16 protein-coding genes, 2 tRNA genes and 1 pseudogene are annotated in these 23,140 nt (G+C 59.5%); 13 read left to right on the top strand and 6 right to left on the bottom strand.

Annotated elements, in window-relative coordinates; translation table 11 throughout:
• The first annotated feature begins 45 nt into the window (after positions 1–45).
• The 6 genes and pseudogenes from LRP59_RS10330 (at position 46) to LRP59_RS10310 (ending at position 7,006) form a co-directional block, all read left to right on the top strand.
• Positions 46–585, top strand: a complete 540-nt coding sequence (locus LRP59_RS10330; RefSeq protein WP_002531849.1) for a MarR family winged helix-turn-helix transcriptional regulator — start codon at positions 46–48, stop codon at positions 583–585.
• 4 nt (positions 586–589) lie between these two features.
• A complete protein-coding gene (locus LRP59_RS10325) occupies positions 590–3,502 on the top strand; it encodes an FAD-binding and (Fe-S)-binding domain-containing protein (protein ID WP_148378662.1) in 2,913 nt (970 codons plus the stop codon).
• A 1,237-nt stretch (positions 3,503–4,739) separates the two neighbouring features.
• On the top strand, positions 4,740–5,165 hold the full coding sequence (locus tag LRP59_RS10320) for a YjdF family protein (RefSeq protein WP_002514412.1): 426 nt from the start codon (positions 4,740–4,742) through the stop codon (positions 5,163–5,165).
• A gap of 604 nt (positions 5,166–5,769) precedes the next feature.
• Positions 5,770–5,874, top strand: a pseudogene (locus LRP59_RS12260) ((Fe-S)-binding protein); the annotation flags it as partial.
• A gap of 77 nt (positions 5,875–5,951) precedes the next feature.
• A complete protein-coding gene (locus LRP59_RS10315) occupies positions 5,952–6,293 on the top strand; it encodes a PadR family transcriptional regulator (RefSeq protein ID WP_002514413.1) in 342 nt (113 codons plus the stop codon).
• Positions 6,290–7,006 (top strand): hypothetical protein, encoded by a 717-nt coding sequence (locus tag LRP59_RS10310; protein WP_002514414.1) that lies wholly within the window; start codon positions 6,290–6,292, stop codon positions 7,004–7,006. The genes LRP59_RS10315 and LRP59_RS10310 overlap by 4 nt, the downstream gene beginning before the upstream one ends.
• A 105-nt stretch (positions 7,007–7,111) precedes the next feature.
• Here LRP59_RS10310 and ettA read toward each other — a convergent pair whose 3' ends face one another.
• The 6 genes from ettA to LRP59_RS10280 form a co-directional block, all read right to left on the bottom strand.
• Positions 7,112–8,797, bottom strand: coding sequence for an energy-dependent translational throttle protein EttA (ettA, locus tag LRP59_RS10305; protein ID WP_002514415.1), 1,686 nt, complete (start codon positions 8,795–8,797; stop codon positions 7,112–7,114).
• Between the two features lie 121 nt (positions 8,798–8,918).
• Positions 8,919–9,380, bottom strand: coding sequence for a single-stranded DNA-binding protein (locus tag LRP59_RS10300; RefSeq protein WP_002514416.1), 462 nt, complete (start codon positions 9,378–9,380; stop codon positions 8,919–8,921).
• A gap of 118 nt (positions 9,381–9,498) precedes the next feature.
• Positions 9,499–11,100: a YfjP family GTPase gene (locus LRP59_RS10295; protein WP_002514417.1), complete on the bottom strand. Its 1,602-nt coding sequence runs from the start codon at positions 11,098–11,100 to the stop codon at positions 9,499–9,501.
• A complete protein-coding gene (locus LRP59_RS10290; RefSeq protein WP_002514418.1) occupies positions 11,097–12,962 on the bottom strand; it encodes a dynamin family protein in 1,866 nt (621 codons plus the stop codon). Before LRP59_RS10290 ends, LRP59_RS10295 begins: the two co-directional genes overlap by 4 nt.
• A 22-nt stretch (positions 12,963–12,984) precedes the next feature.
• Positions 12,985–14,295, bottom strand: a complete 1,311-nt coding sequence (locus LRP59_RS10285) for a PrsW family intramembrane metalloprotease (RefSeq protein ID WP_023033508.1) — start codon at positions 14,293–14,295, stop codon at positions 12,985–12,987.
• A gap of 76 nt (positions 14,296–14,371) precedes the next feature.
• A tRNA-Arg gene (locus LRP59_RS10280) sits at positions 14,372–14,447 on the bottom strand.
• A 140-nt stretch (positions 14,448–14,587) separates the two neighbouring features.
• On the opposite strand from LRP59_RS10280, the gene LRP59_RS10275 reads away from it, so the two are divergent.
• From LRP59_RS10275 to LRP59_RS10245, 7 genes are all read left to right on the top strand, one after another.
• On the top strand, positions 14,588–15,760 hold the full coding sequence (locus tag LRP59_RS10275; RefSeq protein ID WP_002521434.1) for an MFS transporter: 1,173 nt from the start codon (positions 14,588–14,590) through the stop codon (positions 15,758–15,760).
• Positions 15,761–15,823: 63 nt separating this feature from the next.
• Entirely contained in the window at positions 15,824–16,432 is a 609-nt protein-coding gene (gene orn, locus LRP59_RS10270; RefSeq protein ID WP_002521435.1) for an oligoribonuclease, read from the top strand.
• Positions 16,433–16,513: 81 nt separating this feature from the next.
• A tRNA-His gene (locus LRP59_RS10265) sits at positions 16,514–16,589 on the top strand.
• Between the two features lie 312 nt (positions 16,590–16,901).
• Positions 16,902–18,329, top strand: coding sequence for an amino acid permease (locus LRP59_RS10260; RefSeq protein ID WP_002533305.1), 1,428 nt, complete (start codon positions 16,902–16,904; stop codon positions 18,327–18,329).
• 60 nt (positions 18,330–18,389) lie between these two features.
• Positions 18,390–19,790: a serine/threonine-protein kinase gene (locus LRP59_RS10255; protein ID WP_032504792.1), complete on the top strand. Its 1,401-nt coding sequence runs from the start codon at positions 18,390–18,392 to the stop codon at positions 19,788–19,790.
• A gap of 256 nt (positions 19,791–20,046) precedes the next feature.
• Positions 20,047–21,081 carry a glycoside hydrolase family 3 N-terminal domain-containing protein gene (locus tag LRP59_RS10250; protein ID WP_002533303.1) on the top strand — a complete coding sequence of 345 codons (1,035 nt, stop codon included), beginning with the start codon at positions 20,047–20,049 and terminating at the stop codon, positions 21,079–21,081.
• A gap of 14 nt (positions 21,082–21,095) precedes the next feature.
• On the top strand, positions 21,096–22,901 hold the full coding sequence (locus tag LRP59_RS10245; RefSeq protein ID WP_002514426.1) for a hypothetical protein: 1,806 nt from the start codon (positions 21,096–21,098) through the stop codon (positions 22,899–22,901).
• Positions 22,902–23,140 lie beyond the last annotated feature (239 nt).

The raw sequence follows: 23,140 nt of genomic DNA, 5'->3' as shown, positions 1-23,140 counted from the left end.
GTTGACAGAAGTGGGCCGGAAAGCATTCTCCACGCCACGGGTACGATGATGATCATGTCACAGGGCGGCTCTGGGCGCAGCATTAACGAAGGCACCACTAAGACATGTGATGATGTCGGGCCCCAGATGGAGAAGTCAGCTGCGACTGCCTGGTTGAGCATCGAACAGCAGCGGGTTTGGCGGGCGTGGCTTCTCGGATCCGCGCGTATCACCTCTTGCCTCTCGGAAGAGTTGCGTCGCCACGGCCTGGAACTGTGCGAATACGAGATCCTGGCCAGTCTCTCGGAGGCTGACGACTACGCGGTGCGGATGTCTGTACTTGCCACCGAGGTGCATCAGTCGAGGTCCCGGCTCACCCACGCCGTTGAGCGACTGGAAGCTCGCGGACTCGTCACGCGAGAACCCGACGTCCGGGATCGTCGCGGGGTGGTAGCTCGGTTGAGCCCCACCGGAATGGACCTGCTGCGTCAAGCCGCCCCGAACTATGTTCGTACAGTTCGCCACATTGTCGTTGACCCGGTCGACCCAGAGGATTTCGCTGCCATGGGACGGGCCATGAGAGCGGTTCTCTCCGTGCCAGACTGAGGCCATGACGGCCACCACGGACATTCTCCAGGACTTCCGATCAACTCTAAGAGGTCTTGATGCCTCCGCTCTGGAGGTCCTCGACGATTCCCGGCTGGCGCGCGCCCTTTACTCCTCTGACGCCTCGATCTACCGCGTCGTTCCTACCGCGATCGCCCATCCCCGCAGTACGGACGAACTGTCTGCTCTCGTCACAGCCGCAAGCCAGGTAGGCCTGCCCATCACCGCCCGCGGGGCCGGTACGACGTGCGCTGGCAATGCAGTTGGGGCAGGGCTGGTTATCGATACTTCGGCCCACCTCAACCGCATTCTCTCCCTCGATCCTCAGGCCCGTACCGCCGTCGTCGAGCCTGGTGTCGTTCAGGACTGGTTGCAGCACGCCGGAGCCCGGCACCGGTTGCGGTTCGGCCCGGACCCGTCCACCTCAACACGTTGCACTATCGGCGGGATGACCGGCAATAACGCCTGCGGGCCGCGCGCGCTGGGATATGGCCGCACCGGGGACAACCTTGTCGATGTTGACCTCCTCACCGCCGACGGTCATGTGACGACCCTGCGCCGTGGAGACTTCGCTGTGCCGTTCACCCAACGCCTGGTGGATCTGACAGACGCAAGCCTTGCGACGATCCGGACCGAGTTCGCGACTTTCTCCCGTCAAGTTTCCGGATACTCCATGGAATGGCTATTACCGGAACGTGGCCGCAACTTCCCCGCCTTCATCGCAGGCACCGAGGCCACATTGGGCATCGTGACGCGGGCTACCGTGCAACTAGTGCGCGAGGCTGCCTACGGAATGACGGTCGCGCTGGGATATCCGTCTATGCCCGAGGCCGCCGACGCCGTGACTGCCCTATTGCCTTTCTCCCCGGTCGCCTGCGAGGGGTTCGGACGCCGAATCGTCGACGTGGTTTCGCGTGCCGGACGCCCGGTGCCGGACTTGCCGCGCGGCGACGGCTGGATGTTCGTCGAGCTGCGAGGGGACGACGAGACCGAGGTAGCTTCGCGAGCCCGAAAGCTGGTTGCCGCCAGCGGATGCCTGGACGGATGGGTCGTCTCCGATCCTGGCCAGGCTGCGGCTCTGTGGAAAATCCGCGCGGATGGTGCGGGGCTCGCCGGAGTCAGCCTTAACAAGCCAGCTTGGGCAGGATGGGAGGATTCGGCCGTTCCAGCCAACGACCTCGGGGCATACCTGCGCGATTTCGAAGCCTTGTTGGACGACCACGGCCTACATGGCCTGCCCTACGGTCATTTCGGCGAAGGGTGTCTGCACTGCCGTATCGATTTCCCCTTAGATCAGCCAGACGGCCCCCGGCGCTACCGCTCCTTCGTCACCGAAGCCGCCCGGTTGGTCGCTCGGCATGGAGGTTCGGTCTCCGGGGAGCATGGTGACGGCCGGGCCCGCTCGGCCTTGTTGGACTTGATGTATTCCCCCGACGCCCTGACGTTGTTCTCCAAGGTCAAGGCCATTCTCGACCCGGATAACCTGTTTAACCCAGGTATTCTGGTGGATCCTGCGCCGGTGGAGGCCACTATAAGGACCCACGAATCGGCTCTTTCCCCCATGACCATTTCCCACCCCGAATTCGCCGCCGACGTTCATCGCTGTACCGGGGTGGGCAAGTGCATCGCCCCTACCGCCCCTGGCGGGGTGATGTGTCCCTCCTACCAAGCGTCCGGGCTTGAGGTCGATTCCACGCGAGGCCGGGCCAGCGTGCTCAAGGAAATGGTCAACGACACTCTCATTAACGGCTGGGACTCTCCCGAGGCGGAACGGGCGCTGGATCTGTGTATGGCCTGCAAGGGGTGCGCCCGAGATTGCCCCACCGGGATCGACATGGCCAGCTACCGCAGCACGGTTCTTGACGAGAAATACCGTCACCGGCCACGCCCCCGCTCTCACCTGACGATGGGGTTACTTCCCCGCTGGGAACGGGTGCTCACTCGGGTCCCAGGAGTGCCATCCCTGGCCAACGCGGTGCTGTCGGTGCCGGTCTTCGCACGCCTTGCCAGATGGACAGCTGGGGTGGACCAGCGTCGTCCCCTCCCCCGGTTCCAGGCCTCGGCCAGGTTAGCTAGCCCACAGGTCGCCTCGGTTGAAGAGATCGTGACGGATCAGGACGCGTCGCCTTCGTCTGCCACCAGGACCGACTCAGCCCCACCGGGTTTCCGGACCCGCCGCAACCATGACAAGGGCGATGTTGTGATCTGGGTGGATTCCTTCTCCGACATGCTCGAGGGATCGGATCTCTCGGCGGTAGTCACGGTGCTTGCCGAGGCCGGCTATCGCCCACGGGTCCTCGCCGACGACGTCTGCTGCGGGTTGACGTGGATCACTACCGGTCAGCTCGACGGTGCTCGGCGTCGGCTGCGCGCTGGTCTCGACGTGCTGGCACCCCTGTCAGACGCCAGCGTCCCAGTCGTTGGGCTAGAGCCGTCCTGCACTACCGTCTGGCGTGATGACGCACTCCGCCTCCTGCCAGATGATCCGCGCGTCCACCGGGTAGCCAGAAACATGCATACCGTCGCCGAGATGCTTGAGGCAGCACAGTGGACCCCACCCTCGCTAGCAGGCCACACCCTCGTCGCTCAGCCCCATTGTCATCACGCGTCGATCCTCGGATTCAGCCCCGATAAGCGTCTCCTCGAGGCCGCCGGTGCCACCGTCACGGTCGTCAGCGGATGCTGCGGCTATGCCGGGAACTTCGGTGTTGAAAAGGGCCACTATGACTTCTCGGTGAAGGTTGCCCAGCATGACCTGCTGCCAGCCATCGAGGAGGCTGGCCCTCAGGCCATCATTTTGGCCGACGGATTCTCGTGTCGACGCCAAGTCTCGGACCTCGCTGGACGACGTGCGCTAACCCTCTCCGAACTCTTCGCCTCGCACTTGGTCAGCGCCCACCGATGCCTTACACCGTGACACGCTCGAAGTGGCGATGGAACACCTACGCTTCGAACCTGATTCGATCGCTTCGGTGGCCTCCTGCTGACGCTTTCATGGATCGTGTCAGCCTGGAGGATGGTAATGCGCCCAAAACTGTATGTCTTCGGTAGATCTGCACAAGCGGATCATCTCGCGCAAGAAGGAACCGTGAGGTACTCGATCCGGTACACTCTCCACATCAAAACCAACAATACAAGTCACAGTCATAGATAGTTGTGTCATTAACAAGAAATCCCAACAGCACCCCAATGCAAAATTGCACAGAACGACCTAGCCAGATGATTTTCAGCAAGTCTACCATGACAGCAAAGGCCGCAGATAGAAACTGTGACATATACATTGCACGCTGAACTTACTACCCCACCACTAAATTTACATAGATTCCATACCGACCCGAACGCCACCAGTCAACCATCAGTAATCATCATCGAGAAGTCAAAAATAACCAACACCATTGATAAGATCCATGCCATGGACGGGCAGACGTCTGTGATCAGCAGAGTCGAGAAACGAGGTAAAGCAAACTATCACGAGCCACCAGATAATACCCCTAGAAGCTTGTCCAATATGTTAGCTCTGGTTAACATGCCATCGCCAGCACAAGATTAACACGCTTGTTCATGTCTTCAGAAAGCAACGAAGCTCGCCTAGATACTTGGACATTTATATCCTTGCAAACCCCCCCTAAAGCCTCCAAAAATCCTTGATTTACCTCACTGATATACCATTAATTTGCCCCACCTCAAGCCAACAAAAGAACGGAGCATCAGAGCCATAGGAAGCCTCCGCCAGACATAGGGGACTAAACATTATCTCCTTCTACGTCACCAACTAGAATTCATAAAGCATCAACCTACTTATTTAATTCGATCTAAAATCCAATATCCTTAGTATCAGGGATCAATAAAACCAAAATTAGGAAACATACTTAAAATCATGACATTTCACTTAGTAGACATACTTTGGGATTGTATCGACGCGTGACATTGACACCCATATTTCTGCGGCAGAATGCACCCCGGCAATCCATTGCCAACATGCATGACACACCAGCCCATCAGACCCGAGGTGAGGTGATACACTGTTGGAGTTAGTTCCTGGTACGCAAACCGCACAGCCCGGTAGGAAGTCCGGGCGGCGCAATAGACGTCCGTCGCTCCCCTCATGGAGAATCCAGTGTCGCCAGGTCCGCTTCGGCGTACTGGGAGATGATATGCCTACGATGTTCACTGTCTACTTCGATGGCCAGTTCTGGGTCGGAGTCCTAGAGAGGCGCGACGAGGGTTTGGTGCGTGCCGTAAAAGTCACGTTTGGCGCCGAACCGTCTGACACGGAATTGTACGAGTGGGTTAGCCGTCATGGCAACGCACTTATAGAGCGATTGGAGTCTACCGCTGCTGTCCCTACCACCCGCAGTCCCCGAGCCAAGCGACTGAACCCCAAGAGGGCGTTACGAGATGCAGCGCGAGCTGCCCAAGCACCCCGTGCCAGCACGGCCGCACAGGCCGCGCTTAAGGCCGATCAGGAAGCTCGGGGTCGCGCCGCCACAGTGAAGCGCAAGCAGGCCCGGATCGACAAAGCTGCGGAGCAGTGGGCTAAGAAACGAGAGCGCGCGAAGGCAAAGCACCGTGGCCACTAATGCGTCGACCGTGCCCTTCCCAACTGTGATTCTTGGTTCGGGACCTATGGCTTCACGGTCAAGGCGGTCAAATCGCTCACACATGAGTACTATTCACCCGACATGCCATCGTCTGGGCAATCACCCAACTGCAAGCTGATGACGTTTTCCTCCTAGGCTTGATGCACTAGTTTAGTGTGGACAGGAAGACTCATGGCGAAGGGAACGGCCTGTTCTCAAGATCGCCACCGCGAACGAGATTCACTTCCCACGGTGTACGCATACTAAGGGGCGGAGCTTGTCTGACATCATCTGGGCCAGCACGCACATGGCCCAGATGATGCCCACCGGATGGTGAGCCTGACCCGTAACAAGAACGCATCAGCGAGCACCTCGCCGACGCGGCTGCGCACGCGGTCGTAACCTCGCCACTGCCTGCGTGAACAACGCGCTTCGGCGCATTCAACACGCCGTGACCGCGGCGCCCACGGCTTGCGCAACCGCTACAACTACCACCTACTGTCGCCTCCTGGTCGTTGGCGGCATAACCCATAACCATCTTCAAATCCGAAGCGCCGAGTCCTGCCATAATTCGAACCTTCAGCCTGCATGACTGGAACAAGGAGCGATCATTCTGGTCGACGGATTCTCGCACCGACGCCAAGTCTCGGACCTCGCTGGACGACGTGCGCTAACCCTCTCCGAGCTCTTCGCCTCGCGCGTGAGGTGACAATTCATTCTCCGCCCTTGGGTTCTGCCATACCCAACTAGATAGACAGACATACTAGTAACAGTTATGATGTAGTCATGGATGATAACCACTGGCCGTCCGAATGGCAGCGAGGCGTTCTCGACCTCTGCGTGCTGCGCATCCTGGCCGACGGCCCTACCTACGGTTACAACATCGCGGCCCGGCTCACCGATGCTGGATTCGCCGACGTCAAGGGCGGCACCCTGTACCCACTACTCAAACGTTTGGAAGGCACCGGTCTGGTTGACGTCGAGTGGCGACCCGGCGAGGCCGGACCGGGCCGAAAGTTCTACCTCATCAATACTGCCGGAAGCCAACGCCTGATGGCGCTCACCGCAAGCTGGCAGTGCTACTCCGCCACCGTCACCCGACTGCTCGACGAAGGATCAGCATCATGAACCACGCACTCGAACGCACCCATGCGCCCCACGTCGACCCCGAGTGGACAAACGCCTTTATCGTCGAGGCCCGTCTCGCGAACCTCGATGGGACAACGATCGGGGATGCACTTGCCGAAATCGATGCCCACGTCGTTTCATCGGGAGAATCAGCAAAGGCTACATTTGGTGATCCACGCTCCTACGCCCAGGCGCTGGCCACCAGCGCCGGTGCCCGCCCCACGTCGACGGTGGGTGCCGTCACAGCTCCTGCGGCACAGACCATCGGAGTGATCCTGATCCCGATAGGAATCGTGGCACTACGCCACCACCATCGGGTTGATATCACCACTGGGATAATTATCGCAGCGGCGCTCGTCCTGATCCCATGGGTGATCCTGTCCGTGCGCGCCTCGACCCTGCTGCGCGCCGTAACTCACACCAAGGCCATGCCGTGGGCTGTGTTCGTCACCGCCCTCTGGTTCGGCGCACTTGTCATCCCACCAATCGTGCTAACGCGAGTCGTCGGCCAACTTCCGGCGTGGACCGTCGTGGCAACGGGAGCGGCCGGTACGGTAATCGGCACTGGGATAAGCCTGTCCGAGGGTCCCCTCAGTGACCCCATCGTCGCACCGGGATCAACCACTCCCAAGCAGCGCACCGACGTCACGGCCGTCTGGATCCTGCCAGCCTTCACCGTGGTGCTCGCAACACTGGCCTGGTTCCTGGCCTAACCGAACCCGCGCCCCATGAACCACGTCTGAATGGCCCGGGACGCACCGGGATACAACTAGTCTCGGTCCCGGGCTGACAGTCCGGGACCGATTCATGCCCTTCGCTCAGTCGCGTATCAGACGACGATGCCTTGAAGCGTGTGGACGCGCGGCCTCCGGGCCAAGGCGCTCGATCTTGTTGGCCTCGTAGTCGGCGAAGTTGCCCTCGAACCAGAACCAGCGCGGTACGCCGTCCTCGTCCTCACCCTCCCAAGCCAGGATGTGGGTGGCAATGCGGTCGAGGAACCAGCGGTCGTGGGAGACCACCACGGCACAGCCGGGGAATTCCAGCAGGGCATCTTCAAGACTTGAGAGGGTTTCGACGTCGAGGTCGTTGGTCGGCTCGTCAAGGAGTAAGACGTTTCCGCCCTGTTTGAGGGTGAGAGCCAGGTTCAGACGGTTGCGCTCACCACCGGAAAGTACCCCCGACTTCTTCTGCTGGTCCGGGCCCTTGAACCCAAAACTGGCAACGTAGGCGCGCGAGGGCTCCTCAAAGTTCGCGACTTTAATGTAGTCCAGCCCGTCGGAAACAACCTCCCACACGTTCTTCTCCGGATCGATACCGGTGCGGTTCTGGTCGACGTAGGAGAAGCTGACTGTTTCGCCGACCTTGAGGGAGCCAGAGTCAGCCTTCTCCAACCCGACAATCGTTTTGAACAGGGTCGTCTTGCCGACGCCGTTTGGGCCGATAACACCGACGATGCCGGCTCGCGGCAGGGTAAACGAGAGGTCTTTGATAAGGACGCGATCGCCGAATCCCTTGGAGAGGTGCTCGGCCTCCAGCACGACGTTGCCTAGACGCGGACCCGGCGGGATGTTGATTTCGGCGGTGTCGATCTTGCGGTTGCGCTCGGCCTCGGCAGCCATCTCCTCATAGCGGGCCAGGCGGGCTTTATTCTTGGCCTGACGGGCTTTGGGCGAGGAGCGCACCCATTCCAACTCTTTCTCGAGAATTTTGGCGCGTTTGGCGTCTTTCTTGCCCTCAATCTGGAGACGCTTGCGTTTGGTGTCCAGGTAGGTCGAGTAATTGCCCTCGTAGGGGTGCAGCTGGCCGCGGTCGACCTCACAGATCCACTCAGCGACGTGGTCAAGGAAGTAGCGGTCGTGAGTGACGGCTAGCACAGCACCCGGGTAAGACTTGAGGTGACCCTCAAGCCAGTTCACGGACTCGGCATCCAGGTGGTTGGTGGGCTCGTCGAGGAGCAGTAGGTCGGGCTGTTCGATCAGCAGCTTGCATAGCGCGACGCGACGACGCTCGCCACCTGACAGGACGTCAACAGGGGTGTCGCCAGGAGGACATTGCAGGGCATCCATGGCCTGCTCAAGACGGGTGTCGATATCCCACGCATTGGAGTTATCGAGCTCCGTCTGCAGCTCACCCATCTCGGTCATCAGGGCGTCAACGTCAGCGTCGGGGTTGGCCATCTCGGCGGAAACTTCCTCGAACCGTGCCAGCTTGGCTTTGATGTCGCCAACGGCCTCTTCAACGTTCTCGCGAACGGTCTTGTCCTCGGTGAGCGGGGGCTCCTGAAGCAGGATTCCGACGGTGGCACCCTTGGCAAGATTGGCGTCGCCGTTATTTGGCTTGTCGAGTCCAGCCATCAGCTTGAGCATCGTCGACTTGCCAGCGCCGTTCGGTCCGACAACACCAATCTTGGCGCCCGGGAAGAACGACAGCGTGACGTCGTCAAGGATAACTTTGTCACCCACCGCCTTTCGGACGTTGTGCATGGTGTAGATGAACTCGGCCATCGGCACTCCTCCAGAATCTGCGAGAACGGGGCGGTCGGCACTTCGCCGGCCGCTGCATAGTATGCCAGCCGTTATAACGACTCCCGTCACCAACTCATTCCCAAATCGGCCCCAATCGACCTCAGGAGCCAATCAATTCGACGTCGTCGTCACTCACCTCGGCATCCTCATCGACCGTATCAGGCGAATCACGGTAGCGCACCACCTGATCATCACCCAGGGGCGCCTCGGCACGTTTTTCGGGTCGACGACACACGGCAGGCAAACGAGATAGGTCCGGCCCGACATTGCTTGCAACGACAATAAGTTGCTCGTGGGAGCCCTCATCGTCGACCCAGCTGCGGGTACGAAGTCGCCCGGTCACCATAACCGGGTCCCCTTTGCGCAGGGAGACATGGCAGTTATCCGCAAGTCGACCATAGACATGCACCGACATCCAGGTCGTCGTTCCATCGACCCACTCCCCCTGCCGCATGACACGAGGAGTGTGGGCAACCCGGAATCGGGCTCCCCGCCAGTCCTCTCCGACCTTCATCTCAACGTCAGTTCCGAGGTTCCCGGTGAATGACACGTTTGCGTCCATCTGTGAGCTCCTTTCACTCACATACGGTTATCGGCACAACTCCCGAAATCCACCAAACAATATCTCATCTGTGGATAATCTCCAGGCGGCACCGTTCGGGAGCTGTGGATAACGACGCTTAGGACGCTTTCGCCACGATCTTCACTACCTCGTCGTGGTGATCTAGCTCGGCATTTACCGGGTCAACAACCGACTGCCATGCGACGTCGACGAGACTAGCCCGCAATTCAGACTTGGCATGACGTTCAGCAGCTCGGGCACCCGCTTGCACACCGATCCGACACAGCATAGAAGCCACAACCCCCGCAATGACCCCGCCCAGAACCATGAAGGTCGGCACTGGGAAGTTATGCCATCTCACTGGCGGAAGCCGAAGCTGAAAGTAGGCATCGACGGCGAGCCATGCTAGTCCGGCTACCACGACGATCATGAGGCTCCACTGCACCACCGTTACGAGCTTCCACCAGCCAGTGCCCCGATGTACTCCCAAATCGGTGGAAGCCACAGCCCGGTCGATGTCGTCGGGAAGGTTCTTGCGACGAACCAGCGACGCCGTACGCACCGCGTCGGCCCACGGGCGTGGAAGCCTCTCAGATGCCTCCGAGGCCAAGGACCGCACTGCCATATCGACCCTGGCGCCAGCGACTCCAACTCGCGCCGTCAAAGCGCTGCGCTGCACATCAGTGGGTTCTGTGCCGCTTCCCAGCTCCTTGTTCCTTCTAGAGCCCAAATCCAGATGCAACCGGTGCAGCGGGTCGGGACGAAGCCTCGACACCCACGCTGTCACCGGCCAACCGGTAGCTCGATGTCCCCGCTTGCGATAGGCATCCCGCGTCGCTTCGGCAACCAGTTCAACACTGCCGGCGGTGCATAGTGCCTCAATCAACCGGTCAACGGAATCCTGGCTCACCTGGCCTGCCGCATCTCCAGTTGCCTCGTTCAGGTGCTGCGACACATTGTCGAGGTCGGCGTGCAGCCGGGTCGCTTGGGCCTTCTTGGCGCGCACAGCGCGAGCTAGCGCCACACGCATGTCCTCGATACCCTCACCGGTCGTCGCCGAAATCGCCATGACCTTGGCCTTTTCCAGGCCTTCGGAGTCCAGTAGCTGACGCAGATCGCGCAGACAGTTTTTACGCTGCTCCTTGTTGAGGAGGTCAGCCTGGTTGAGAACCACCGTCATGACCTCAGCATGGCGAGCTAGCGGCGCCAGGTAACGGGTGTGCAAAGCGGCGTCGGCGTATTTCTGCGGGTCGACTACCCACACAATCATGTCAACCATCTCGACGAGACGGTCCACCTCGAGACGGTGTTCGATGCGCACCGAGTCATGATCCGGCAGGTCGAGTAGCACCAAACCATCGAGGACGTCCTCGCTACCCACGTAGTGACGACGTGGAACGTCGAGCCAGTCCAGCAGGGTCTCCGCCGAATCCGTCCCCCAGACCGCAGCAGTGGCCTTCGACGTCGTCGGACGCTTTACCCCAGGATCGGCCAGTTCTGCACCTGCCAAGGCGTTGAACGTCGAAGATTTCCCTGACCCCGTCGCACCAGCAAGCGCAATGACGGTATGGTCGCCACCGATTCGGCAGCGCCGGTCGGCCCGTTCCACAACGGCACGGGCCAGAGCCACGACGTCGTCAGGAATATACCCTTCCGACAGGTCCACCGCTCGGGTCAGCAGGTCGATACGCTCGGCAAGATCGACGCGATGTCGCCTCATCGTTCCCCCTGACGAGGCTCGGGATCCAGAACGACCGCCGGTTCAACGACCTCAGCGTCAAGGCCCGGCATGTTCGCTTGTAACTGCCCTATTTTGGCAGGCTGGGGTGCCTCGGCTTCGGGATCCTGACAACGGGTTCGGATCGTCACCTGATCACTGTGAGACCCTGGCGCATCTTGAGCTTGTCGGATCTCCTCGATCGACGTGCGGATTTGGGCCGGAAGCTCGGTATCGACTTCCAAGCTGCCAAGAACCGCCTGATACCGCGTCACCTCATTCGCAAGCAAGCCCTCAACACGCGCATCGAGCTGGTCCTTCGCGACTTTCGCCAGGCGCCGCACCGCGTCATCTCCAAAAAGTGCCTCCAACAGACGCTGGGCGACGATGGCTGATCCCCCGGCAATCCCCGCTTCAGCTCCCGATAATCCACCCGTGTGAGCAAATACGACGAGCATCAGGGCAACGGAAACCCCATTGACGCCGAAAGCCATGAATCGCGCCTTGGAGCGTTTGTTCATGCCCTCCCCAGCAACGAGTTCCATGACATCTCCCCGCCAATCTCTCACCATTCGAGAGACGGCCTCGTCAAACCCCTGCGACGGGCGGGACAAATCCTCATCGACCCCCTCCAGGACGCTGCGACCTGCCGGATCGGCCTGCCACACGGACTCGATCCGCTCACACCCAGCCTGGGCCTCAGCGATGACGAGACTTTCCAAGCCAGATTCCACTGCGACGCTAACCTTCTCGACCTCCGGCGGTGCCCCCTTGAGCGCCTTCACCACACGGTCTCGGAACCAGGAAACCTTCGCCTCCATAGCGCGCATGAACTCGCCAGTTCCAACGAATTCGTGCCATCGTGCCAGGACCTCGCCACGCAACAGAGTGCCATCAGCGGACTGGACGGCAATCGACCTTGAGGACTCAGCCATGATCGACTGGGCGTCCTCATACAGCCGCGACGTTGCCATTGCCTGCGCTTCTAAGCCGCCAACGACGTAGGAGGATCGCTCACAAACCGAACCGATCGCCCCAGACAAGGTAAACGCAATGACCTCGCGTCGTTTCTGCTGGTCCTGGGCCAAATTCGACAAGAAAAACCGCAGAGGGGCGACGGCCTGATCAGGAAGTAAACCCTCGGCATTCGTTTTAGTCTCCGGGACAGCAAACAGTGGAGAATCAGCCAGGCCGCGCTCCGTCATGAGTCGGCCGAGGTCCGCCGGCACCTCTCTCATGGCTTCCACAGGAACGCGGTCACACACCACCGCAACCGACGCGTGCCTCTCTTGAGCCTCGCTGAGGAAATCCCACGGCACAGCGTCAGCGTAGCGGGCTGCTGAGGTGACAAAGATCCACAGATCCGCGGCCTGGAGCAACTGAGCCGCCAGATCACGATTGCGGGTCACCACAGAGTCGATGTCCGGGGCATCGAGGATGGCCAAACCTCGCGGAATCCTTGACTCCGCGACGAGCTGCAAACTCGACGCGTCGTTACTGGCCACCCGCGAGCGCACCAGGGTAGGCAGCACTCGGTCTCCGTCGAACCAGAAAGCGTCGTCGGGGTGGTGAACGAGAACGGGCGATGTTGTGGTGGGACGGATAACCCCCGGTTGTGTCACCATACGGCCCACTAAAGAGTTCACCAGGGTTGATTTACCAGCCCCGGTCGACCCTCCTACCACCGCCAGAAGCGGCGCATCAATAGTCTCTAGGCGCGGCAAAATATAGTCGTTAAGCTGGTTAGCAATGCGTCGTGCCAGCCCGGCCTGAGTAATAGCCTCCGGCACATCCAAGGGGAACTGGGCCTGACGCAGGTTGTGCCGCAGATCGGTCAACGACAGCAGTATCTGCTCAGTGTTCATGGTGATCCTTCCTGGTCACTCGTCAGGCCTGTGGCGGCGCCCACTGCAACTCGTTGTTGACCGGCTGGTTGCGACGTCGCTTGAGGAATGCGGGCAGTCTCGGCTTCGACAATTTGGCACCTCGGGCGACGGTGATAGCCGCCGGGCGCAGCACGTTCATACGGTTGATGAGCTCGATCTGAAGCGGACCAGGATCATCGTCCAACCCACGCACAATGGCGTCACGAAGATAAGCAAGATCTGTCCCAACGCGCAGGAACTCTAACGTGTGCCACCACCGGCGCGGCCCTTGGCTGAGAGCCACCAACGCCACCCATTGGCGACGCCCCAGGGCCGAAAGAGTATCCGCGTCAGAGTTTGGCAGCCATCCGCCCTTGACATAATCCTCGAGTCGATATCGGATCATCCTGCCCTCGCGCACTGTGCGGATGACCAAAAAAACCACAACGGAAGCGACGATACCGAGGGCGACGAACCACAACTTCTTAAGGATCGCCATCGGCAAAACCGAGGAGAACCCATTAAAAAGCATGTGGCCCACTACAGCCATAACGAACCCGGTCGTCGGAGCGAAAATCCTCACAAGTCGGCTTCGTGACCTCAACCCAAGAGCCAGACCGATACCCGTCATGCTCGTGAACAGCGGATGCCCAAACGAGGCATACACACCCCGCAACAGCACCAGCTCCATCACGGCCTGCTTCGGATCCCCAGCCGAAGCCGTCACACGGGCGTAATTGTCTGCACGGGCGTAGTACATGATGTTCTCGACGAAGGCGAAACCAATTGCCGAGAGCCCAGCCATGCTCACCGTCTGAACTACCGAGGTCATCCGTCGCCCTATGCCGATGGCCAGCGCGAAAAGCACAAGCGCCTTACATGATTCCTCAACAAAGGGAGCCGAATACACTGCCGGACCAGCGCCCGATGCTGGATCAACCCCACCTGCCACCGAGAGCATCCCGGCCATCCACGTGTTCACGTGCATGCTAATCCAGGTTGCGACGCACGCTCCCCAACAAAAGCAAAGAAACCACACGTGCAGGTGCCGGGTTCTGAATCGATCAAGAAAAATAAAGATCGCTGACCACACAGCAGCCGTCGGCCACGCGTAGTGGAAGGCCAGTTTCAAGGACTGGTTGGTGATCCCCGGAATAACACCCTTCTGGCCTTGCCGCTCGACCTCAGTATCGGCATGCACGATGACGTAGGTGTGGATCATGCAGGCCGCTGAGATCAGCACTAACGCAAGCAACACCCAGAACCACGGATTACGTAACACACGCTGCCACCAGGGACGACGCGCAATGGGCGTGGGGACAACGTACGACATAGTTGAAAGACTACCGGCCGCCCGGGACACTTTCCGATGCGTCAAGTCCTCGCCCGGCGAAACACGGGAAGAACAGTGGCGGCCCGGGTGGGAATCGAACCCACGCGCGACAGATTAGAAGGCTGCTGCTCTATCCGCTGAGCTACCGGGCCATATCCGACATCCTATCGGGATTCGGCCTTGATGGCCCAGCTGGCCCCAACCAGTAGCGAACATACCTGCATCCATTTGTTCGGCGTCCTAGCCTTTCCCCGTGACTGATTCGACGCATGCAGATCCCGCCACCCCACCGGTGAAGTGGTCGTCGATCATCGTTTCGGCCTACCTACCGACGCTGATGTCCTCCCTGGGCTACGGCGCCGTGATTCCACTCATCCCACTCACCGCAGTACATATCGGGGCATCGGCAGCCCTCGCTGCCGCGATTGCCGCGCTTGTCGGTATCGGCCAAATCATCGGAGATGTGCCTGCTGGATGGCTCGTAACAAAAATAGGTGAGAAATGGTCCCTAGTGATGGCCATGCTTATTAACGCGGTTGCGCTTGTGTCCATGGGGCTGGTGCACCACTTTGGTTTGCTAGCCGTCGCGGTCCTTGTCAACGGCACGGCCGGCGCCGTGTACGGCATTGCCCGACAGAATTACCTGACGGTAGCGATCCCATACCGATACCGAGCTCGCGCGCTGTCCACCCTCGGCGGAGTGTTCCGGGTGGGTTGGTTTGTCGGCCCCATGGCGGGATCGTGGATTCTCCGCGAAGCCTCCATGTCATGGGCCTACGGATTTGCATCCATTGCCAGTGTTCTCGCCGCTGCCGTGACCACCGTCATGCCCGACCTTCCCCCAGTCGATGTCCCACAAACTGCCGTTGACGATGCCCCCACCAAGATCTCGACGTGGACGATAGCCAAACAGAACTCCAAAGTCCTGTGGACGACGGGATTGGGAGTGACAGCTCTCATGGTCGTTCGGTCCGCACGACGCTCCCTACTCCCGCTGTGGTGCCACGCCAACGGTCTTTCCCCAGCAACCACGGACCTTATCTATGCCTGGTCGATGGCTGCTGACGTCCTACTCTTCCTGCCCGGCGGAGCCCTCATGGACAGATTCGGACGCTGGTGGGTGGCAGTGCCGTCAATCTTCATCCAGGCCCTCGCACTCCTCACCTTGCCGCTAGCCCATACCGCGACGACGATCGGCATCGTCGCCCTCATCATCGGTATTGGCAACGGCGCAAGCTCCGGCATCGTCATGACGCTGGGATCCGATGCCTCTCCCAACATCGGACGCCCACAGTTCCTGGCAGCGTGGCGACTCCTCTCCGATACTGGCTCAGCGATGGGACCAATCGTGGTCACCCTCGTCACCCTAGCCTGGCCACTGTCGGCCGCCAGCATCGTCATGTCGATCATCGGCCTGGTCGGCAGCTACTGGATGGGACGCTGGGTGCCGCGCGGCAAACGCTAACTGGCGCTGTCCTCGCCCGCCCGCTGTCCTAACTACCGACTAGGCTGTGATTCCGTGAAAGACATGCTGGTGTGGATCGATTGCGAGATGACCGGGCTCGACCTGGCCCACGACGGGCTCATCGAGGTGGCCGCACTGGTCACCGATGGACAGCTCAACGTCCAAGGCGAGGGGGTGGACGTCATCATCAAGCCCGAGTCCCAGTGGCTCGACCACATGAATGATTTCGTGCGCGACATGCACACCACATCCGGCCTCCTTGCGGAGCTCGACAAAGGACTGACGATGACGCAGGCCCAGGATCAGGTGCTCGACTACATCCGTACCTACGTCCCGCAGGCCGGTAAGGCGCCGTTAGCTGGCAACACCATCGGCACCGACCGCTCCTTCCTGGTCAAGGACATGCCCAAACTCGAGTCCTACGTGCACTATCGCAACGTCGACGTCTCCTCCATCAAGGAACTGGCACGACGCTGGTACCCGCGCGCATTCGGGCACTCCCCGCAGAAGCAGGGCAACCACCGAGCGCTCGCTGACATCCAGGAATCCATTGAGGAGCTCATGTACTGGCGCGAGGTCATCATGGTTCCCTCCCCTGGGCCGGAGACCACACGTTGTGATGAGATCGCCGCCAAGTATCAGGGCTTCCTCACCGGGGCCGGGAGAGACTGACGCCGGCGGGCGGGAAAGTCAAAGTTGCATTTCTGTTTCAGAAACAGATACCCTTCACGGGTTGCCTGAGAGAGGCACGTGGTGGCTATAGCTCAGTCGGTAGAGCACCTGGTTGTGGTCCAGGGGGTCGCGGGTTCAAGTCCCGTTAGCCACCCCAGTTTTTGAGAAGGGGGGAGACGACTCCCCCCTTGACCCCTTCGAGCGGGTCAAGTACTCCTGCAACAGTTCCAGTTCGCCTCCGTTTAAGTACCGGGTCGGTTTTGTTCACACGGTCATGAACAATCCCTCAACCCTCATCTGCGCTCGCCCGGCCTCACCCACGACCTTGACGTCAGTGAGGGCACGTGCCACAGTCATCGTCTCCTCGTGGCACGACGCTGTAGCCTGCATTGTCCAAAAATGACCAGAGGGTGTCCACGATGTGGAATATGAGATTGTTGGCTATTCTCAACCCGTTCAGCGGGACACAATGCTCCCCATGACCGTGGAGAATCAGCATTCCGCCGCTGAGAAGCAGCGCCTCCGGCGAAGCCTCAGCAATAGGCACATCCAGCTCATTGCCATTGGTGGTGCCATCGGTACCGGCCTGTTTATGGGCTCCGGCAAGTCCATCCGCACCGCCGGTCCGAGCATCGTGGTGGCCTACCTCGTTATCGGCGCAATGCTCTTCTTCGTCATGCGTGCCATGGGCGAGTTGTTGCTGCACAACCTGCAATGGAAGTCTTTTCAGGATTTTGCCGCTGACCTCCTCGGCCCATGGGCAGGATTCTTTCTGGGATGGACGTATTGGTTGTGCTGGGTCGTCACAGGCATGGCCGACGTCATCGCCATCACCTCATATTGGAGTTTCTGGACTCACGACCGCGCTTGGGCCTTCATCCTCACCGCGACGACGCTTCTCCTGCTCCTCGCCCTCAACCTCTTAACGGTCAAACTTTTCGGCGAGCTGGAGTTCTGGTTTGCCCTCATCAAGATCGTCGCGATCCTCACCCTCATTGCGGTGGCAATTGTGCTCATCGTCATGGGATTTACCTCAGCCAGCGGATACAAGGCGTCGGTGTCGAATCTGTGGTCCTACGGTGGCTTCGCTCCACGCGGCTGGAGCAGATTCTTCGGCGGCTTCCAGATCGCAGTCTTTGCCTACGTCGGTATTGAGCTGGTCGGCACCACCTCTGCTGAGACCGCCGATCCCCCAAAGACGATGCCTAAGGCCATCAACGCTGTGCCGGTCCGTGTTCTCGTGTTCTATGTGGCAGCTCTACTCGCCATGATGTGCGTTACCCCATGGAATCTCATCCAGACCGATTCCTCCCCCTTCGTGCAAATGTTCGGGCTCATTGGATTTACCGCAGCCGCTGGCATCATGAACTTCGTCGTCCTCACCTCAGCGGCCTCGAGCGCCAACTCAGGTGTCTACTCAACGTCTCGCATGCTTTACGGCCTGGCCCACAAGGGCATGGCGCCCCGCGCGTTCGGCAAGCTATCCCGCCACGGTGTCCCCGGCTGGGGACTGTTCTGCACCATCATCCTCATCGGATCGGCCCTCATCCTCGCCGCGAAAGACTCGGTCATGGGAGCATTCACACTCGTTACGACGGTGTCGGCGGTGCTGTTCATCTTCGTATGGAGCATGATCCTCATCAGCCATATCGTCCACGTACGACGCAACCCTCAAGCTCATGCCAAGTCGATCTATCCGATGCCCGGCGCCAGTTTCATGCCGTGGGTCGTACTCGCTTTCTTCGTCTTTGTCATTGTCCTTCTCACTGGAGCTGACGACACACTTCAAGCCTTGCTTGCTACTCCCATCTGGTTCGTCGTGTTGGGGATCGTGTGGGCAATCGTTCGGCGCCGCTCCCACCATGACGACCTCGAGACCGACCTGCCAGCCGACTAGATCCCCAACTCCAGCCGCTACAGTAAGTACGGTCGAATCCGGTCATTGCGGGGGTAAATCATCTCCGACGAGGGCGTCATGGGCGAATCGACGACGAAGCGCGTCGGTAGCCACTACGTTCTCGACGATGTGCTTGGACGCGGTTCCATGGGCACGGTGTGGCGCGGCCATGACCTCAGCGACGGATCCCCCTGTGCCATCAAGATTCTCAACCCAACCCTGACGACGGATAAGGGCGCAACCCGACGCTTCATCGATGAGCGTGACATCTTCATGTCCGTCGACGATGACGCCGTCGTCCGGGTCACTGACATGGTCGTCGAGTCCTCAACGTTTGCCATCGTCATGGAATTGGTTGACGGCCCGGATCTCGCGCAAGTCCTGAAATCCCTTCCGGATCATCGCCTGGACCAGGGCACGGCGGTCTCCCTGGGAATCGAGGTTTGCCAGGCTCTCGCCGCAATTCACCGCGTCGGTATTCGGCATCTCGACATCAAACCAGCGAATATCCTCATTGAGGATCCTGAGAATGTCAGCGGGGCGCGGATTACCGATTTCGGCGTCTCCGAAGTGGTCGCCTTTCATGGCCCGCGCGAAGTCGTTGGTACCCCTTATTACCAGGCTCCTGAAGTTGCAGCTGGTTGGACGCCGACGGCCGCCAACGATCTGTACTCATTTGGTGTGACCTTCTACGAGATACTCGCTGGCCACATGCCGTTTCAGGCTAATTCAGCCGGAAATCTTCTCCGCAATCAGCCTCCACCAGCCATCCCCGGCGTCGATCCACGGCTGTGGAACACCATACTGACGTGCCTGGCTCCCGATCCTTCTCAGCGTCCCGACAGTGCTGAAGTGCTGGCCTCTGAGCTGCGTTCGTGGCGCAACGGTGAGCAACCGGTACGACTCGTCAGTCCACGGTCCCGGCCTGTCCGACCCACTCCACAACCTATGCCCAGGCCACAACCGGTACGGTCGGCACCGTCGGCGACATCTGTCGCTACACAACAGCGCGGCAGTGGGTGGGTTATTGCTCTGTTAGCTGTGCTGGTACTGGTTGGAGCCGGGGTGTTCTTCTACGTCAAGGGGATGCCCGGATCTCATTCGGATGCCGCTCCTCAACCAACCCAGGCACCAATCTCTACCTCTACGCCAGAGGTCAGGCCAACGCGAACTGTGACGGCTCATGCCACGGTGACAACGATGAGTTCTCCCATACAGATCCAGCTTCCTAGCGGGGCGGTGGAGTGTGGACAAGGGGCCTGGATCGCAAACCCTCGCACCACCTGTCCTCTGGCATTGGAAGTGGTGCGGTCTGTGCCAGCAAACCATCCGGCAAGCTTCGCCATTGACGCGCAGGATCCAAGAACAGGAAAATCACGACACTTTTCCTGCAATACCGTCGGGCAATACGTCGACTGTGGCAGCCAGGATCTCGAGGTCTATCTCGTCATACCCGGATGATAGGTCACTGGCATAGTGATGCTAGCTGGCCTACTGTGAAATACTTCTGCCTATGAGACGGCGAACAATCATCGCAGCCGGTTTGAGCATGCCGCTTACTGGATGCGTCTCTCAAGATTCCCAGCCCAAGGAGCCACCGTCCACCACGGTTACGGCATCACCGACACCTTCTGGCACCTCGACATCATCCTCGGCAAGCCCGACGTCGGCTCCATCTCACGCCTCAACGGCTACCTCCAGGCCGACCCCAATCCGCATGAATCCGCGAGCTGTCGAAATCGCCAAGAAATTGTCTCCCGAGCAACGCGCCGGCCAATGCATTCTTGTCGGCGTAGTGCCATCAGACTCCCCCGAATACATCACCAACCTCATTGACACCCAGTGCTTAGCCGGAATCTTCCTGCTAGGACACTGGACGAACAGGTCCAAGCTTGAGGCCATGCTCAGCGCTGTTAATCACGTCAGCCCGCAGGGCATCAAACCTATTGTCGCAACTGACCACGAAGGTGGCGAAATCCAGAACATCCGGGTGCCAGGAGTCGATCACCTGCCGAGCCAGGAAGCTCTGGCCCGGATGTCCCCGGCCAAGGTGCAAGCAGTCGTGACGACCGGTGCTCGTCAACTCGCCAAACTCGGCGTCCACATGGTCTTCTCCCCCGTGGCTGGCGTCATCGACCCTCGCCTTGGGGTACGTAATAAGCCAATTGCCAAGCATCATCGTGGTTTCGGAACCGATCCGCACCTCTGCGGGCAATACTCGGCAGCCGTCGTTGCGGGACACCGCAAAGCGGGGATCATTTCGACCACTAAGCATTTTCCTGGCATCGGACGGATCACGGAGGATACTGACTTTAAATCCGCCGGGATTACTGACGACAAGACCACCCGCCATGACCGATATCTTGAGTCTTTCCGGATGGCCTTTGACGCTGGATCTGAAGCCGTCATGATCGCATCCGCGTACTACTCAAAGATCGATCCCGGCGCCCTCGGGTTATTTTCATCAAAGATTATGACAGATATGCTGCGCGGAGACTTCGGTTATCAGGGACTCATCGTGTCCGACGACCTGAGGAGTTCAGTCTCAGTATTCTCAATCGATGGTGGCCATCGGGCAAGCAAATTCGTCTCTGCCGGCGGCGATCTAGCTATCACAGCTGACCCCCTTCTGGCAGGCCCCATGATTCGCGCGTTGACGTCGACCGCGACGTCCGCGTCCGGCAAGAAGCGTCTTGTTGACGCTGCTAGCCATGTCATCAATGTCAAATTGGCGCATTCATTGACGAAGTGAGGGGAGAACGAATCGTGACTGACGATGGATCCAGCAAAGAGAAGTACCCAGACGATTCACACTCTGGCTACAATGACGCCGAATTGACCCCCGAGCAGCCCGATCCGAATAGTGGTCAAACGCGAGATGATGAGCCCGCCCAGGAACTCTCGCAGGATCGCGAAGCTACGCAGCGATTCTCGACGAATCCTGACGGTTACGACAATCAGCAGTATCCGCAGCAAAGCGATTATCAGAACGCCCAGTACCCACAAGACTGGAATCAGTACCCCCAGAGCGGCGATGCTTGGGGAAGCGAGAGTACTACCCCCGGATGGGGCCAGCCAGCAGGCCAGTATCCCCAGCAAGGCTGGGACGGACAAAACCCCCAGCAGGGGTGGGACCCCACCCAGTATCCACAACAAGAGTGGCAAACCGGTCAGAACCCGCAAGGATGGGATAGCCACCAGGGCTGGGACCCTAACCTTCAGGGCTGGGACGGCCAGCCCGGAGCACAGATCGATGACGCCCAAGGCACTCCGGCGGCTGCTATCGACCAGGGTGACGTCGATAATCTCCAAAACGACCTACCCTATTACTTCGACAGCAATGGTGAACGTGGGCCTGGCTGGTACGGCCCATCTGGAGCGTTCTTCCCTGCCACGCAGGCATATGAGCCTGACGCACAGCCAGATCTCAGCTACATGGTTGAGGGAGCACCCGCAGGTACAACCGGCACCAACCATGAGCACATCAGCGAACCGGTCGGCGGGATCCCATTCAGCGATGCTCCCCAACCTACACGCAAAAGCCAATACTGGATTATTGCCGTTGCAGCAATTCTCGTCGTTGCCGTCGGCGCCGGAATATTCTTCTATCTGAGGTCCAAGTCAGGGGCAAGGAAAGCTGTTCCTGAAACAGCACCGAAGCCGGCCGCCTCGGCCTCAAAGTCCCCTACCCCTGAGGTCACGGTCACCTCGACATCGACAGCCACTGCCGGCGCTACAAGTGTCGCTCCTGCCTCCGCCACACCGATGCCGAGCGTTCCCAACGATGCCTCGACTACCCCGTCTCCTGACCTCGTCCGTCAGCTATTTAATGCCCCGGACGCGCAAATGCAGTGGGTCAGCCTGGCTGCCGATGGACAAAACGCTGCTGTTGCCTATGCGTCTACATTTAATATTAACGGTAAATCCGCCGGCCCCAATGGCGGGCACCTGGTAATGAGGAAAAATGGAAGTCATTGGGAGCCTCTCTCCCAGGGCGGTGTCATTGTCGATGATAATGACTGCGATGCAATGCTCAAGACCCTGGGAGATAAGGCAGCTGTTGCAGCCAGCCAGGTCATGAACAATAAACAGTGCGATGCCGCCATCGTGTACGACTTGGCTAAGGCGAGCCCCATCCGTCTTGGCGAAATGGCAGGTGTTGGACCTCTTAACTTAGACAAGAGCACCTCCGAACTTGCCAGTACAATCCACGTTATTCCGGACGGTGTCGGTGACGGTTGCACGCGAAACCCAACGGCATATAGCCGATACGGCGATCTCCTCGGTGGTGTCTGGACCCAGGGCGGTAAGGCACAAGCATACCTCTTTACCGGGGGCAACAACGCTACCTCAAATGGAGCACGCATTGGAATTGCAGAGGCACAACTGCGGTCCGACTATTCTAAACTCAAACTGACCGACGTCAGCACGGAGTTCTCGGGAATCAAGCTGGGATTTCAGAAGGCCCTCGCATATTCGTACCACGGCAAAGAAATCGATTACCTCATTGACGGTGGCAAGGTTGTCGCCTACATGATTAGGAATTCTGACTTCAGCCCAACATGGTGTTGATAACCAGATTCAAGCAATGTGGCGTCCTGCTGAGAGGAGGCCACGTCATTGCTTATGAGATCCCATGAGCTCTGCAGGCATCACAACATACATGCGTCACAGACAAGATCACGAACTCAGTGTTGATGTTGTTGTGGTTAGCTGGCCCTGGTGTGCATGGTCGGTCCACATACTTCGATTGTGATGGCTTCTGGTCGTGTTTGGCTAGTGTTGTAGTGATAGCACACGCTAGGCAGGTA

This window comes from Cutibacterium sp. 37298, from assembly GCF_023838685.1.
Taxonomy (GTDB): Bacteria; Actinomycetota; Actinomycetes; order Propionibacteriales; family Propionibacteriaceae; genus Cutibacterium; species Cutibacterium acnes.
The sequence above is the reverse complement of the archived record's forward strand: the minus strand, read 5'-3'. Positions and strand labels throughout refer to the sequence as shown.

Bases quoted from the DNA above. Each gene is read 5' to 3' on its own strand.
- LRP59_RS10330 (WP_002531849.1), top strand. From the start codon at position 46: ATGATGATCATGTCACAGGGCGGCTCTGGGCGCAGCATTAACGAAGGC.
- LRP59_RS10325 (WP_148378662.1), top strand. From the start codon at position 590: ATGACGGCCACCACGGACATTCTCCAGGACTTCCGATCAACTCTAAGA.
- LRP59_RS10320 (WP_002514412.1), top strand. From the start codon at position 4,740: ATGCCTACGATGTTCACTGTCTACTTCGATGGCCAGTTCTGGGTCGGA.
- LRP59_RS10315 (WP_002514413.1), top strand. From the start codon at position 5,952: ATGGATGATAACCACTGGCCGTCCGAATGGCAGCGAGGCGTTCTCGAC.
- LRP59_RS10310 (WP_002514414.1), top strand. From the start codon at position 6,290: ATGAACCACGCACTCGAACGCACCCATGCGCCCCACGTCGACCCCGAG.
- ettA (WP_002514415.1), bottom strand. From the start codon at position 8,797: ATGGCCGAGTTCATCTACACCATGCACAACGTCCGAAAGGCGGTGGGT.
- LRP59_RS10300 (WP_002514416.1), bottom strand. From the start codon at position 9,380: ATGGACGCAAACGTGTCATTCACCGGGAACCTCGGAACTGACGTTGAG.
- LRP59_RS10295 (WP_002514417.1), bottom strand. From the start codon at position 11,100: ATGAGGCGACATCGCGTCGATCTTGCCGAGCGTATCGACCTGCTGACC.
- LRP59_RS10290 (WP_002514418.1), bottom strand. From the start codon at position 12,962: ATGAACACTGAGCAGATACTGCTGTCGTTGACCGATCTGCGGCACAAC.
- LRP59_RS10285 (WP_023033508.1), bottom strand. From the start codon at position 14,295: ATGTCGTACGTTGTCCCCACGCCCATTGCGCGTCGTCCCTGGTGGCAG.
- orn (WP_002521435.1), top strand. From the start codon at position 15,824: ATGCTGGTGTGGATCGATTGCGAGATGACCGGGCTCGACCTGGCCCAC.
- LRP59_RS10260 (WP_002533305.1), top strand. From the start codon at position 16,902: ATGCTCCCCATGACCGTGGAGAATCAGCATTCCGCCGCTGAGAAGCAG.
- LRP59_RS10250 (WP_002533303.1), top strand. From the start codon at position 20,047: ATGAATCCGCGAGCTGTCGAAATCGCCAAGAAATTGTCTCCCGAGCAA.